Source organism: Streptomyces sp. NPDC050549, from assembly GCF_040655035.1.
In the GTDB taxonomy this organism is placed as follows: Bacteria; Actinomycetota; Actinomycetes; order Streptomycetales; family Streptomycetaceae; genus Streptomyces.
On sequence record NZ_JBFAJD010000014.1, the window covers coordinates 126,458 to 139,897 of the forward strand.

At 69.6% G+C, this 13,440-nt stretch carries 10 protein-coding genes; 9 read left to right on the plus strand and 1 reads right to left on the minus strand.

From position 1 onward, the window contains the following. The first annotated feature begins 6 nt into the window (after positions 1 to 6). The 6 genes from AB0I51_RS21960 to AB0I51_RS21985 are packed head-to-tail and all read left to right on the plus strand — an operon-like array spanning position 7 to position 8,686. Entirely contained in the window at positions 7 to 900 is an 894-nt protein-coding gene (locus AB0I51_RS21960; protein WP_362977544.1) for a sugar ABC transporter permease, read from the plus strand. Beyond that, on the plus strand, positions 897 to 1,799 hold the full coding sequence (locus AB0I51_RS21965) for a carbohydrate ABC transporter permease (protein ID WP_362977546.1): 903 nt from the start codon (positions 897 to 899) through the stop codon (positions 1,797 to 1,799). Before AB0I51_RS21960 ends, AB0I51_RS21965 begins: the two co-directional genes overlap by 4 nt. A gap of 43 nt (positions 1,800 to 1,842) precedes the next feature. Next, entirely contained in the window at positions 1,843 to 3,099 is a 1,257-nt protein-coding gene (locus tag AB0I51_RS21970) for a glycosyl hydrolase (protein ID WP_362977548.1), read from the plus strand. After that, the gene (locus tag AB0I51_RS21975; protein WP_362977550.1) at positions 3,096 to 5,114 is read left to right on the plus strand and encodes an endo-beta-N-acetylglucosaminidase; all 2,019 of its coding nucleotides are present in this window, start codon (positions 3,096 to 3,098) and stop codon (positions 5,112 to 5,114) included. Before AB0I51_RS21970 ends, AB0I51_RS21975 begins: the two co-directional genes overlap by 4 nt. Before the next feature lie 42 nt (positions 5,115 to 5,156). Beyond that, the gene (locus AB0I51_RS21980) at positions 5,157 to 8,171 is read left to right on the plus strand and encodes a glycoside hydrolase family 38 C-terminal domain-containing protein (RefSeq protein WP_362977552.1); all 3,015 of its coding nucleotides are present in this window, start codon (positions 5,157 to 5,159) and stop codon (positions 8,169 to 8,171) included. A gap of 47 nt (positions 8,172 to 8,218) precedes the next feature. Further along, entirely contained in the window at positions 8,219 to 8,686 is a 468-nt protein-coding gene (locus AB0I51_RS21985) for a DUF4231 domain-containing protein (RefSeq protein ID WP_362977554.1), read from the plus strand. A 299-nt stretch (positions 8,687 to 8,985) separates the two neighbouring features. Here AB0I51_RS21985 and AB0I51_RS21990 read toward each other — a convergent pair whose 3' ends face one another. Further along, positions 8,986 to 9,687, minus strand: a complete 702-nt coding sequence (locus AB0I51_RS21990) for a FadR/GntR family transcriptional regulator (protein ID WP_362977556.1) — start codon at positions 9,685 to 9,687, stop codon at positions 8,986 to 8,988. Positions 9,688 to 9,850: 163 nt separating this feature from the next. Between AB0I51_RS21990 and AB0I51_RS21995 the strand changes: the two genes are divergently transcribed. Genes AB0I51_RS21995 through AB0I51_RS22005 form a run of 3 tightly spaced genes read left to right on the plus strand, consistent with a single transcriptional unit; the run spans position 9,851 to position 13,435 of the window. After that, entirely contained in the window at positions 9,851 to 10,924 is a 1,074-nt protein-coding gene (locus AB0I51_RS21995; RefSeq protein WP_362977558.1) for a sugar ABC transporter substrate-binding protein, read from the plus strand. After that, entirely contained in the window at positions 10,921 to 12,414 is a 1,494-nt protein-coding gene (locus tag AB0I51_RS22000) for a sugar ABC transporter ATP-binding protein (protein WP_362977560.1), read from the plus strand. Before AB0I51_RS21995 ends, AB0I51_RS22000 begins: the two co-directional genes overlap by 4 nt. Next, the gene (locus AB0I51_RS22005; RefSeq protein ID WP_362977562.1) at positions 12,407 to 13,435 is read left to right on the plus strand and encodes an ABC transporter permease; all 1,029 of its coding nucleotides are present in this window, start codon (positions 12,407 to 12,409) and stop codon (positions 13,433 to 13,435) included. Before AB0I51_RS22000 ends, AB0I51_RS22005 begins: the two co-directional genes overlap by 8 nt. Positions 13,436 to 13,440 lie beyond the last annotated feature (5 nt).

A 13,440-nucleotide genomic window follows, 5' to 3' on the forward strand; every position in this document is an offset into this window, starting at 1 on the left:
TCCACGATGGCCCTCTCCACCGTCTCCCGGGTGCGGCGTCAACTGCCCACCAGCCCTTGGCTGTTCGCCGCCCCCGGGCTGCTGATCACCGGCGTCTTCATCCTCTATCCGTTCGGCTCCACGCTGGCCAACGCCTTCACCGACCGGCGCACCCTGATCCAGGGCCACTTCGTGGGCTTCGCCAACTTCCGGGAGCTGTGGCACGACGACATGTTCTGGACCGGCCTGCGCAACAGCACCCTGTACGTCCTCGGAGTGGTCCCCGCACTCGTCGTACTCCCGCTGCTGCTCGCTCTGTTGGTGCAGAAGAACATCCCCGGCATCACCTTCTTCCGGTCCGCCTTCTACACACCGGTCGTCGCGTCGATCGTCGTGGTCGGCCTCATCTGGGTGTGGCTGCTGGACGAACGCGGTCTGGTCAACTCGCTGTTGGAGACGATCGGTGTCGGCCGGATCGGTTTTCTGAGCGACCAGTGGCTGCTTCTGCTGAGCGCCATGGCCGTCACGGTCTGGAAGGGCCTCGGCTACTACATGATCATTTATCTGGCCGCGCTCGCCAACGTGCCACGAGAACTGCACGAGGCTGCATCCGTCGACGGCGCGGGCGCGGTACGCCGCTTCTTCACGGTCACCGTGCCCGCCGTCCGCTCCACGATGGTCCTCGTCGGGGCGCTGTCCTCGGTCGCCGCCTTCAAGGTGTTCTCCGAGGTCTACCTGATGGCGGGCCCCAGCGGCGGCCCGGCCGGCGAGGACACCACCCTCGTGATGCTCGTCCAGCGCACGGGCACGGGGCTGACCGGGCGGGTCGGGTACGCCTCCGCGCTCTCGGTCGTCGTCTTCGTCGTCACCGTCGCGCTGATGCTGCTCGTGCTGCGGGCCGACCGGAAGGAGGACGCTTGAGCGTCATCGAGCGCACAAGGCCCGTCCAGACAAAGGCGGTTCGCGAACCCCGGGTCACCGACGAGCACGGCCGCCGTATCCGCGTCTGGGAACTCGCCCTGCGCTACACGCTGCTGCTGGCCGTCCTCGCCATCACGGTCGGCCCGTTCCTCTGGCAGCTCTCCACTTCCCTCAAGGGCCCGACCGAGGACATCTACAGCTCACCGCCGACCTTCCTGCCCGAACACCCCACCCTGCACAACTACAAGCGGGTCGCCGACACCATCCCCGTCTGGGAGTACGCCTTCAATTCGCTGAAGGTCGCCTCCGCCAACGTCGTGACGAACTGCGTCGGTTCGGCCCTCGCGGGCTACGCGCTGGCCCGGCTGCGCTACCGGGGCCGCCGGGTGGCCACCCTCGTCTTCATCCTCGCGATGCTCGTGCCGGTGGAGGGCATCATCATCGCCCAGTTCACCACCATGCGGGAGCTGGGCCTCAACAACACCCTGATCGGCGTGGTCCTCCCGGGCTGTATCGGTGCGATGAACGTCCTGCTGATGCGCAACGCCTTCCTCAACCTGCCCTACGAGATCGAGGAGGCGGCCTACGTCGACGGCGCCAACGTCTGGCAGCGGTTCCTGCGGATCGCGCTGCCGTCCGTGAAGGGAACCGTCGCCGTCGTCGCGATCTTCGCCTTCATGGGCGCCTGGGACGACTTCCTGTGGCCGCTCATCGTGCTCAGCGACCCGTCCAGGTTCACCCTCACCATCGGCCTCAACTATCTTCACGGCACCTTCGCCAACGACGAACGCCTGGTGGCCGCCGGCACGGTGATCGCCGTGGCCCCGCTGATCGCCCTCTTCGCCTGCCTCCAGCGGTACTTCTTCCGGGGCGTCGGCGAAGGCGCCGTGAAGGGCTGACGTCTCCTTGCACTCAGACACGCACAACAGAACCAGGATCCCGATGTCTTCTGCCGTGCGCTTCGGCGTCAACTACACGCCCAGTCAAGGGTGGTTCCACCACTGGCTCGACTTCGACCTCGACTCCGTACGCGCCGACCTCGACTCGGTCGCCGAGCTGGGCCTCGACCACATCCGGGTCTTCCCGCTGTGGCCGTACTTCCAGCCCAACCGCACACTGATCCGCCCGAAGGCAGTGGAGCAGCTCGTGCAGCTCGTCGACGCGGCCGGTGAGCGCGGGCTCGATGTCAACGTGGACGGTCTGCAAGGGCACTTGAGCAGCTTCGACTATCTGCCGGCCTGGACCCGCACCTGGCACCGGCGCAACCTCTTCACCGACCCGGACGTCCTCGACGGCCAGGCCGCCTACCTGCGCACCCTCGCCGCCGCTCTCGCCGGCCGGCCGAACTTCATCGGCATGACCCTCGGCAACGAGGTCAACCAGTTCTCGGCAGGTCCGCATCCGGACCCCGACCGGGCGACCGGGGAGCAGATCGACGCCTGGCTGGAGCGGATGCTCGGAGCCTGTGCGGAGGGCGCGCCCGGCAAGCCGCATCTGCACGCCGAGTACGACGCGACCTGGTACCAGGACGACATGCCGTTCACCCCGGGCCAGGCCGCTCGCCGGGGCGCGATGACGGCCGTGCACTCCTGGGTCTTCAACGGCACCGCCCAGCGTCACGGTCGTACCTCCGTGCCGAGCGAGCATCACGCCGCCTATCTGGTCGAGTTGAGCAAGGCATGGGCGGACGAACCCCATCGCCCCGTCTGGCTCCAGGAGGTCGGCGCGCCCCAGCCGCTCGTCCCCGCCGAGCACGCGGCCGACTTCGCCTCCGCGACCATCGCCAACGCCCTTGACTGCCCCGACCTCTGGGGCATCACCTGGTGGTGCTCGCACGACGTGTCCCGGGACCTCGCCGACTTCCCCGAACTCGAATACGGGCTGGGCCTGTTGACCAACGACCGGCAGGCCAAGGACATCGCACTCGTGCTGGCCGAGGCGGCCCGCGAGCGCACCTACGCACCCGCCACCCGCAGTACGGCGCTCGTCGTGCCCGCCGATCCGTCCGTCCGTTCGGTCTGCGGTCCCGGCGGGCCGGTCTTCGACGCCTACTTCCGGCTCGTCGCCGACGGAGCCCGCCCGACGACCGTCCTCGACGTGCGCGCGGACGACAAGGAACACCTCGCCGCGCGCGGCATCACCGAAGTCGTCACTTCCGATCAGGTACTCCCCACCCCACAAGGAGACACCAGCTCGTGAACCCCACCAGACGCACTGTCCTGCTCGCCGTCGGCGCGGCGGCCCTGCTGCCCCAACTGCCCCTGCCCGCCTACGCCGCAGGGCAGGCCGCGGCCGCCGCGACCCAGCCGTACGCCAGTTACTGGTACCCGGACTCCCTGCCCTCCGGCACCCCGGGCACCGGCATCACCTGGCGCAGCCTGAAGACCTGGACCGCCGCCTCGGACACGGACCTCGCCTTCAACGCCGCCGCCGTGCCGCTCGCCGCGCGCTTCACCCCGACACCCGCGAACAGCACCGCCCGCTCCGGCCAGGCCCGCATCCAGTCCCTGGTCTCCTTCGGGCCGACGTCGAGCAACCCCTCCCAGGGTGCGGCCACCGCCGACTACTACGCCCTCACCCACTGGTCCTACCTCGACGAACTCGTCTTCTGGGGCGGCTCCGCCGGCGAGGGCATCATCCTCGCCCCCAACGCGCCCGTCGTGGACGCCGCCCACCGGCACGGCGTACCCGTCCTCGGCAACATCTTCCTGCCGCCCGTCGCCTACGGCGGTCAACTCCAGTGGACCCGCGACCTGGTGCAGAAGGATGCCGCCGGGCACTACCCGCTCGCCGCCCAACTCGTCGCGGTGGCCGCCGCGTACGGCTTCGACGGCTGGTTCGTCAACGCCGAGACCAGCGGCGGGAACACCGCGCTCGGAACCGACATGCAGGGCTTCGTCGCCGAGTTGAAGTCCCTCGCCGCCGCGCAGGGGCAGCGGGTCACCTGGTACGACGCGATGACCGTGAACGGGACGGTCAGCTGGCAGGGCGCGCTGAACACCTCCAACCAGGCGTTCTTCCAGGCCGCGAACGACATGTTCATCGACTTCCGGTGGAGCACGAGCACTCTGGCCGCCTCCGGCACGAAGGCCGACGGACTGGGCCGCAGCCGCTACGAGTTGTGGGCGGGCGTCGACGTCGAGTCCAACGGGTCGAACACGTCCGTGAGTTGGGACGCGATGGTGCCGACGACCAAGGCGCACATCACGTCCATCGGCTTCTACCGGCCCGAGTGGACCCGCAACCACCTCCCCGCGACCCGCACCCCGGACGACTTCCACGCGGCCGACGACCGCTTTTGGACCGGGCGTTCACTCGACCCGTCGATGCCGGACAGCACCGACCCCTGGCGGGCACCTGCGGTGTCGGTCGCCGACCGGTCCACGGCGGGCGGCACACTGCCGTTCGCGAGTGTCTTCAACACCGGGCACGGACTGCGCTGGTACGAGGACGGCACGGTCACCTCGGACGCGCAGTGGAACCACCTCGGACTCCAGGACAGGCTGCCGTCCCGCCGCTGGGCGGTACGCACGACGGGCCAACGGCCCACCGTCACCTTCGACTTCGCGGACGCGTGGCGCGGCGGCAGCAGTGTGCTGGTCTCGGGCGCACTGGACCAGCCGACGACCGTGGACCTGTACGCCACCCAGCTGCCGATCACCGATGACACCGTGGTCGACCTGACCTTCCGCACCGACACAGGCAGCGCGAACGTCGAACTGGCCGTCGCCACCGCCGAACCGGGCACGGCGGGGGCGACACCGCCGTACATGTATCTGCCGGTGGCTGCCTCGGACAGTGGCTGGCAGACGGCGACCGTGCCGCTCACCGGGCTCTCCGGCACGCTGCATGCCATCGGAGTACGGCTCACCGCCACTGCGGGGCCGGTGAACTGGCGGCTCGGCGGGCTGGCCGTGCGCGATGCCGACGCATCCCCGACGCCGGCCGCGCCCAACAACTTCCTCGTCACCGCGGCCACCGGCGGCAACCTGCGCTTCGCCTGGGACGCCGCGCCCGGCGCCGTACGCCACTACACGCTGCACCGGCTGCTGCCGGACGGCACCCGGCGATTCCTCGGCGGCACCTGCCAGCGCGCCTTCTACGTCGGGGGGCTGACGGCCGAACAGGGCGAGCAGCAGGCGCGGTTCGAACTGCGCGCGACAGGGGAGCTGTACACAGCGTCGGCCCCCGCGACCGTCGCGTACGCCTGGTAGCACCCGTCATCCCACCCGCAACCGAGCCACGGAGCACCCCACATGCATGACGACCGCAGCCTGGTCGAAGCCCGCCTCAAGCGTGTTCTCGAAGAGCGCATCCGTCCCGCCGTGTACCCGGAGTCAGTGCCGCTGGAGGTGGCCGTCTGGCACGCGCCCGACGAGCCGGTGCCCGTGGCCGAGGGGCTCGCGGGCACACCCGAACCGATCGAGGTGGGCGCCCGCTGGGGTGCTCCCTGGGGGACCAGCTGGTTCCGTGTCACCGGGACCGTCCCCCAGGAGTGGGCCGGGAAGACCGTCGAGGCGCTGCTCGACCTCGGCTTCGACGAGAACATGCCCGGCTTCCAGTGCGAGGGCCTCGTCTACCGGCCCGACGGCACCCCCGTGAAGGGTCTCAACCCGCGCAACCAGTGGGTCCGGATCGGCGCGCCCGTCGCCGGCGGCGAGGAGGTGCGGCTGTACGTCGAGGCCGCGTCCAACCCGGTGGTCATGGACTACCACCCGTTCGTGCCGACCCGGTTGGGCGACAAGGAGACCGCCGGCAGCGAGCCGCAGTACACGCTCACCCGCATGGACCTCGCCGTCCTCGACGAGAACGTGTGGAATCTCGTCCTCGACCTGGAGGTCGCCGGTGAACTGATGGCTGAGCTGCCGGTGGACTCGGCGCGCCGCTGGGACCTCCTGCGGGCCATCGACAGGGCACTGGACGCCGTCGACCTCCAGGACGTCAACGGCACGGCGGAGCGCGCCCGTTCACGGCTGACGGCCGTCCTGTCCACACCCGCCGTGCCGTCCGCGCACCGCATCAGCGCCATCGGGCACGCGCACATCGACTCCGCGTGGCTGTGGCCGCTGCGGGAGACGGTCCGTAAGGTCGCCCGGACGACGTCCAACATGACGGCACTCCTTGAGGACGAACCCGACTTCATCTTCGCCATGTCCCAGGCCCAGCAGTGGGCCTGGGTGAAGGAGCACCGGCCCGAGGTGTGGGCTCGGGTCAAGAAGGCGGTGGCGGACGGGCGGTTCGTGCCGGCCGGCGGCATGTGGGTGGAGTCCGACACCAACATGCCGGGCTCGGAGGCGATGGCCCGTCAGTTCGTGCACGGGAAGCGGTTCTTCCTCGACGAGTTCGGCATCGAGAACGAGGAGGCCTGGCTGCCCGACACCTTCGGCTTCGCCGCCGGACTCCCGCAGATCATCAAGGCCGCGGGTTCCAAGTGGCTGCTGACCCAGAAGATCTCCTGGTCGCAGACGAACAAGTTCCCGCACCACACCTTCCGTTGGGAGGGCATCGACGGCACCCGGATCTTCACCCACTTCCCGCCCGTCGACACCTACAACTGCTCCATGCAGGGCCGCGAGATCGCCCACGCGGCACGCAACTTCAAGGACAAGGGCGTCGCCCGCCACTCCCTCGCGCCCACCGGCTGGGGCGACGGAGGCGGCGGCACCACCCGCGAGATGGTCGCCAAGGCGGCCCGTCTGCGCGACCTCGAAGGCTCCGCGACCGTGGCCTGGGAGACGCCGAAGGAGTTCTTCGAGAAGGCCGAGGCCGAGTACCCCGAACCCCCGGTCTGGGTCGGTGAGTTGTACCTCGAACTCCATCGCGCCACCCTCACCAGCCAGGCCAAGACCAAGCAGGGCAACCGGCGCAGCGAACACCTCCTGCGCGAGGCGGAGCTGTGGGCGGCCACGGCGGCGGTCCGGGCCGGATTCCCTTACCCGTACGAGGACTTGGACCGGATCTGGAAGACGGTGCTGCTGCACCAGTTCCACGACATCCTCCCCGGCTCCTCCATCGCCTGGGTGCACCGCGAGGCCCGGAAGACGTACGAGGGACTGGCCGTCGAGCTGAACGGCATCATCGACGCGGCCCAGCGCGCGCTGGCGGGGGAGGGGACGCGGGAGCTGCTGTTCAACTCGGCGCCCCACACCCGCGACGGTGTTCTCGCAGGAGCCGCTCAAGTCCCGTCGGCAGAAGGCGAGTCGGCACTCGCCTCCCGGGTCGGCGGCGGACACGTGCTGGAGAACGGCCTGCTCCGCGTCGAGATCGACGCCCGCGGACTCGTCGTCTCCGCCTACGACATCGAGGCCGACCGCGAGACGATCGCGCCCGGCCGGGCCGCCAACCTGCTCCAACTCCACCCGGACTTCCCGAACATGTGGGACGCCTGGGACGTCGACGAGTTCTACCGCAACACGGTCACGGACCTCACGGAGGCGGACGAGGTCGTCGCCGACGGGGGCGCGGTGCGGATCGTACGATCCTTCGGCGCATCCAAGGTCACCCAACTGCTGTCCCTGGCACCCGGGGAGCGGCGGCTGCTCATCGACACCGAGGTCGACTGGCACGAGACCGAGAAGTTCCTCAAGCTCGCCTTCCCGCTCGACGTGCACGCCGAACGGTACGCGTCCGAGACGCAGTTCGGGCACTTCCACCGTCCCACGCACACCAACACCTCATGGGAGGCGGCCAAGTTCGAGGCCTGCAACCACCGCTTCGTCCACCTGGAGGAACCCGGCTGGGGCGTCGCCGTCGTCAACGACTCGACGTACGGCCACGACGTGACCCGTACGGTCCGCACCGACGGCGACGCCGGTACGACCACCACGGTCCGCGTCTCCCTCCTCCGCGCCCCGCGTTTTCCGGACCCCGAGACCGACCAGGGCGTCCACCGTTTCCGGCACGCGCTGGTGCCCGGCGCGGGCATCGGCGACGCGGTGCGCGAGGGGTGGCGGATCAACCTGCCCGAGCGGCGGCTCACGGGCGGGCAGGAGGTCGCTCCGCTGGTGAGTGTGGACCGTGACTCGGTCGTCGTCACGGCGGTGAAGCTGGCGGACGACGGGAGCGGGGATGTCGTGGTCCGGTTCCACGAGGCGCACGGGGGACGGGCCAGGGCGACGCTGACGGTCGGCTTTCCCTTCTCCTCCGTCGAGGTCACCGACCTGCTGGAACGTCCGTCGGCCGACGCTGGAGAGATGACCCGTGAGGGCGAGCAACTGGCCCTGCGGCTGCGGCCGTTCGAGTTGACGACGCTGCGGTTCCGGCAGGCCTGACCCGGTACGGCTTTCGCCGGCGGTCGTGATCGTCCGATGATGTGGCGATGAGACGAAGAACGGCCGTCGGCCAGGCCTGGGCCTCCCAGCCCGATCCGCTACTGGCGCTCGCCCGGCAGGAGTTGGAGTTCTACGCGGGGGCGTGCGACCGGGCGAGGTGGTTGCACTACACGACGGAACTCGGCGCTCTCGCCGCCACGTCCGCGACGGTCGTGGCGGCGGGACTGCACGCGCCCGCCTGGCTGACGGCTCTGATCGCGGGCGGTGCCGTCTTCTTCACGGGCATGCGCCAGCTCTTCAGCCCCGGCTCACGCTGGGTCCTGGCCGCCCAGGCACGGGAGGGCCTGCGGCGGGCGGTCGACCGCTACCTGCTGCTCCCGCCGGCCGACCGCGACGCGGACGCGCGGGCCGCCCTGCACCGGGCGATCGACGAGGTGGGCACCAGCGAACTGCGCGGATGGGCGGAGGTCCAGGGGCAGCGGGGCGAACCGCCGCTGCCCACGGCGGGCGGCTGATCGTAGGGAGAAATGCGGTTGGTTTTCGTTGTGCACGGCGGGTGTGCGGAGGCCGGAGCACACGGTGCCATTCGCTGTCGCCTGCGGGTGTCCGACAGCTGGGACTTGCGCGGGTGCCGTTCGCTGTGTGTCGTGGATGTCCGGAGGTTGGTGTGTGTGGGGGTGTCTTTCGTCGTCCGTGGGGGCGGTAGAAGGCCGGAACCCGTTCGGGTGCTTTCCGTTGTCCGCCGTAGGCGGCTGGGAAGCAGGACGGTGCGAGGGCTCGTCTCCGCTCAGTCCGGGCTGGTGAACCCCCGGTGTTACGAGCCGAGTTGCGACCGCAGCCACTCCTCGACCTCGCCCACGTGCGAGGCCGCCGCCGCTCGTGCCGCTTCCGGGTCGCGGGCCACCAACGCCCGGTGGATGGCGGCGTGTTCGCGGCGGGTGCGGGTGAAGGCGCCCTCTTCCTGGTAGCCGCGCCAGACGCGGGCGCGGAACGTTCGGGACGACAGGCCCTCCAGGATCGCTGCCATGGTGTCGTTGCCCGCCGCGGCGGCGATCTCGCGGTGGAAGGCGAGGTCGTGGGCGAGGATCTCCTCGGGGTCGTCGGTGGCGTTCATCGCCGTGAGGTGCTTCTCCACCTCGGCCAGCTGGTCCGGGGTGATGCGGGCGGCGGCCAGGGCGGTCGCCGTCGACTCCAGGATGCGGCGGACCTCCAGGAGTTCCACCAGGCGCGGGCCGCGGGAGAGGTCGGCGACGACACCGAAGGTCTCCAGCAGGTCTCCGGCCTCCAGCTGGGTCACGTAGATGCCCGAACCGTGCCGGGCCTCAAGCACGCCGAGCACCGTGAGCGCGCGGATCGCCTCGCGCATCGAGCTGCGGGAGATGCCCAGCTGGGTCGCGAGATCACGCTCGGTGGGCAGCCGCTGGCCCGGCTCCAGACGCCCCTCGCCGATCAACGCCTTGATCGAGTCGATGGCGCGCTGCGTCACGGTGCCCTTCGGCGGGGCCGTCTCGTCCACGCAATCCTCCACTCACCGGGTGCGCCGCAGTCTAACCACTCAGGTGGTCCGACCACTACGGCGGAAATCCTGGAAAAACTGCCACTGTGGGGTGTTCTTTCGGGGAAGTGGTCTGATAAATATGCGGTCATCTGCTCGGACACGCTCAACGAGGAGCCACCAAATGCTCGGCAGGACAGTGGGGATACGCAGCAGGTTGCGCATGGTCGGTGCGGTGGCCGCGGTCACGGGTACCGCGCTCGTGCTCACCGCGTGCGGCAGCACCAAGGACACCGGCGCCAGCAGCGCCGGCGGCAGCAGTGGCACCGGCAAGGTGGGGGTGATCCTGCCCTTGCTGACCTCGCCGTTCTGGCAGTCGTACAACGACTACGTGCCGAAGATGGCGAAGTCCGAAGGCGTCGACGCGCTGAAGACGGTCAACTCCAACAGTGACCCCTCGCAGCAGATCACCGACATCAACAACGAGCTGAACCAGGGCGTCAAGGGCCTGGTCGTCGCCCCGCTGGACAGCGCCGCCATCGAAGCCGGCCTCGACCAGGCCGACCGCAAGGGCGTACCGGTCGTCGCCGTCGACGTGGCCCCCGACAAGGGTAAGGTCGCCATGGTCGTGCGCGCCGACAACGTCGCCTACGGCGAGAAGGCCTGCGAATACCTCGGGGCGCACATCACCAGCGGCAAGGTCGTGCAGATCATGGGCGACCTGGCGTCCGTCAACGGCCGTGACCGGTCCGAGGCGTTCAGGGACTGCGCCAAGAAGAAGTACCCGAAGCTGAAGGTCCTGGAGATCCCCGCCAAGTGGGAGTCCGACACGGCGGCCTCCAAGCTCGACACACTCCTCAACGCCAACCCGGACATCAAGGGCATCTACATGCAGGCGGGCGGCGTCTATCTCGCGCCCACCCTCCAGACCCTCAAGTCCAAGGGCATGCTGAAGAAGGCGGGCCAGGCCGGGCACATCACGATCGTCTCGAACGACGGCATCCCGCAGGAGTTCGACGCGATCCGCAAGGGCGAGATCGACGCCACCGTGTCCCAGCCGGCCGACGCCTACGCCAAGTACGGCATGTACTACATCAAGGCCGCGATGCAGGGGAAGACCTTCAAGCCCGGCCCCACCGACCACGACTCCACGATCGTCAAGCTGCCCAGCGGCATCCTGGAGGACCAGCTGCCCGCGCCCCTGGTCACCAAGGACAACGTCGACGACCCCAAGCTCTGGGGCAACACGGTCAAATGAGTACCCCACTTGTTGAGGCGCGGGGCATCGTCAAGCGGTACGGCCCCACCGTCGCCCTCGCCGACGGCCGGCTCACCGTGCTGCCGGGCGAGTCCCACGCCCTCGTCGGCCGCAACGGCGCCGGCAAGTCCACCCTCGTCACCGTCCTCACCGGACTCCAGGGCCCCGACGAGGGCACGGTCCGCTTCGACGGCGAGCCCGCACCTCCGCTCGCCGACCGGGACGCCTGGCGCTCCAAGGTGGCCTGCGTCTATCAACGGCCCACCGTCGTGCCGGAGCTGACGGTCGCCGAGAACCTCTTCATCAACCGGCAGCCGACCTCACGCGGCGGAGTCATCAGCTGGCGCAGGCTCCGCACCGAGGCCGCCGAACTCCTCGACACCTGGGACGTGCGCGTCGACCCCGAGGCGCGCACCGCCGACCTCAAGGTCGAGGACCGCCAAATGGTGGAGATCGCAAGGGCGTTGAGCTTCGGCGCCCGGTTCATCGTCCTCGACGAACCGACCGCCCAGCTCGACAACCGGGAGATAGAGCGGCTCTTCACGCGGATGCGGGCGCTCCAGGAGTCGGGCGTCACCTTCCTGTTCATCTCGCACCACCTCCAGGAGGTGTACGAGGTGTGCCAGACCGTCACCGTGCTGCGCGACGCCCGCTGGATCACCACCGCACCGGTCGCCGAGCTCCCGCGCCGGGCGCTGGTGGAGGCCATGGCGGGGGAGTCGATCGCCGAACTGGAGGTGCAGCTAAGGGAGTTGGACGACGCGGCACCCGTCCTCCTCGACGCACGAGGGCTCACCTCCGAGTCGTACGAGAACGTCGACCTCACCGTCCGCCGCGGCGAGGTCGTCGGTCTCGCCGGGTCGAGTGGCAGCGGCAAGATCGAGCTGGCCGAGTCCTTCACCGGGCTGTACACGCCGACCGGCGGCACGGCTCAACTCGACGGCGAGACACTGCCGTTCGGGGATGTGCAGGCCGCGTTGAAAGCCGGTGTCGGATGCGTCCCGCGTGACCGCCACGGCCAAGGTCTGGTCTTCGGCATGTCCATCGGTGACAACGCCACCATGACGGTCCTGGACCGGCTCGGCCGCTTCGGCTTCGTCGGCACCGACCGCAAACGCGGCTTCGCCACCGAGCTGATCGACCGCCTCGACATCCACGCCGAGGGTCCCGAACAGCCCGTCTCCGACCTCTCCGGCGGCAACGCGCAGAAGGTCGTCATGGCCCGCGCGCTGGCCTCCGACCCGAGGCTGCTGGTCCTCATCAACCCCACCGCGGGCGTCGACGTGAAGTCCAAGGAGTCACTGCTCGCCCGCATGGACAGCGCCCGCGACGACGGCACCGCCGTGCTCGTCGTCTCCGACGAACTCGACGACCTGCGGCGCTGCGACCGAGTCCTCGTCCTTTTCCACGGCCGTGTCGTCGCCGAACACCCGGCGGGCTGGCGCGACCACGAGCTGATCGCCTCCATCGAAGGAGTGGACCATGGCTGACACCAAGGCGGCCCCGCCGCTCGCCGCCCCACGCGCCGCCGGGGCGGGCTCGGCCCGCACGGTCCTGCTCCGCCGGGCCCGTGAACTCGCCCTCGTACCGGCCCTGTTGGTGCTCCTGGTGCTCGGCGCGATCGTCAACGACTCGTTCCTCACCGAACGGAACCTGATCTCCATCCTGGGCGCCTCCGCCGCGCTCGCGATGGTGGTGCTCGCGGAGTCGCTGATCCTGATCACCGGCAAGATCGACCTCTCGCTGGAGTCGGTGGTCGGTATCGCGCCCGCGATCGGCGCCCTGCTGGTCCTGCCGTCGGCCGAGTCCGGCTGGGGCACGGAGTGGTCGGCCCCGCTCGCCCTGGTCGCGATCCTCGTCGTGGGCGGGATCATCGGTGCCTTCAACGGCATCCTCGTGGTGAAGTTCAAGCTCAACGCCTTCATCGTCACCCTCGCCATGCTGATCGTGCTGCGCGGACTGCTGGTCGGCGCCACCAAGGGCAAGACCCTGTTCGGTATGCCCGACTCCTTCTTCACGCTGGCCACCAGCACCTTCCTCAGCGTCCCGATGTCGGTGTGGCTGGCGGCGGTCTGCTTCGCGGTCGCCGGATTCGTGCTCAAGTACCACCGCGTCGGACGCGCCCTGTACGCGATCGGCGGCAACCAGGAGGCGGCCCGCGCGGCCGGCATCCGCGTCGACCGGATGCTCCTCGGGGTGTCCATCGTGGCCGGCGTCCTCGCCTCGGTGGGCGGGATCATGCAGACCGGCTACGTCGGCGCGATCAGCGCCAACCAGGGCAACAACATGATCTTCACCGTGATGGCGGCGGCCGTCATCGGCGGCATCAGCCTCGACGGCGGCAAGGGCACCATGTTCGGCGCCCTGACCGGCGTACTCCTCCTTGGAGTCGTACAGAACCTGCTCACCCTCGCCCAGGTCCCGTCCTTCTGGATCCAGGCCATCTACGGCGGGATCATCCTGGTCGCCCTCATGATCGCCCGCATCACCACCGGCCGCGCCCAGGACTGAACCAA

Coding starts and splice junctions, on each gene's coding strand:
- AB0I51_RS21960 (WP_362977544.1), top strand. CDS start 7: ATGGCCCTCTCCACCGTCTCCCGGGTGCGGCGTCAACTGCCCACCAGC.
- AB0I51_RS21970 (WP_362977548.1), top strand. CDS start 1,843: ATGTCTTCTGCCGTGCGCTTCGGCGTCAACTACACGCCCAGTCAAGGG.
- AB0I51_RS21980 (WP_362977552.1), top strand. CDS start 5,157: ATGCATGACGACCGCAGCCTGGTCGAAGCCCGCCTCAAGCGTGTTCTC.
- AB0I51_RS21985 (WP_362977554.1), top strand. CDS start 8,219: ATGAGACGAAGAACGGCCGTCGGCCAGGCCTGGGCCTCCCAGCCCGAT.
- AB0I51_RS21995 (WP_362977558.1), top strand. CDS start 9,851: ATGCTCGGCAGGACAGTGGGGATACGCAGCAGGTTGCGCATGGTCGGT.
- AB0I51_RS22000 (WP_362977560.1), top strand. CDS start 10,921: ATGAGTACCCCACTTGTTGAGGCGCGGGGCATCGTCAAGCGGTACGGC.
- AB0I51_RS22005 (WP_362977562.1), top strand. CDS start 12,407: ATGGCTGACACCAAGGCGGCCCCGCCGCTCGCCGCCCCACGCGCCGCC.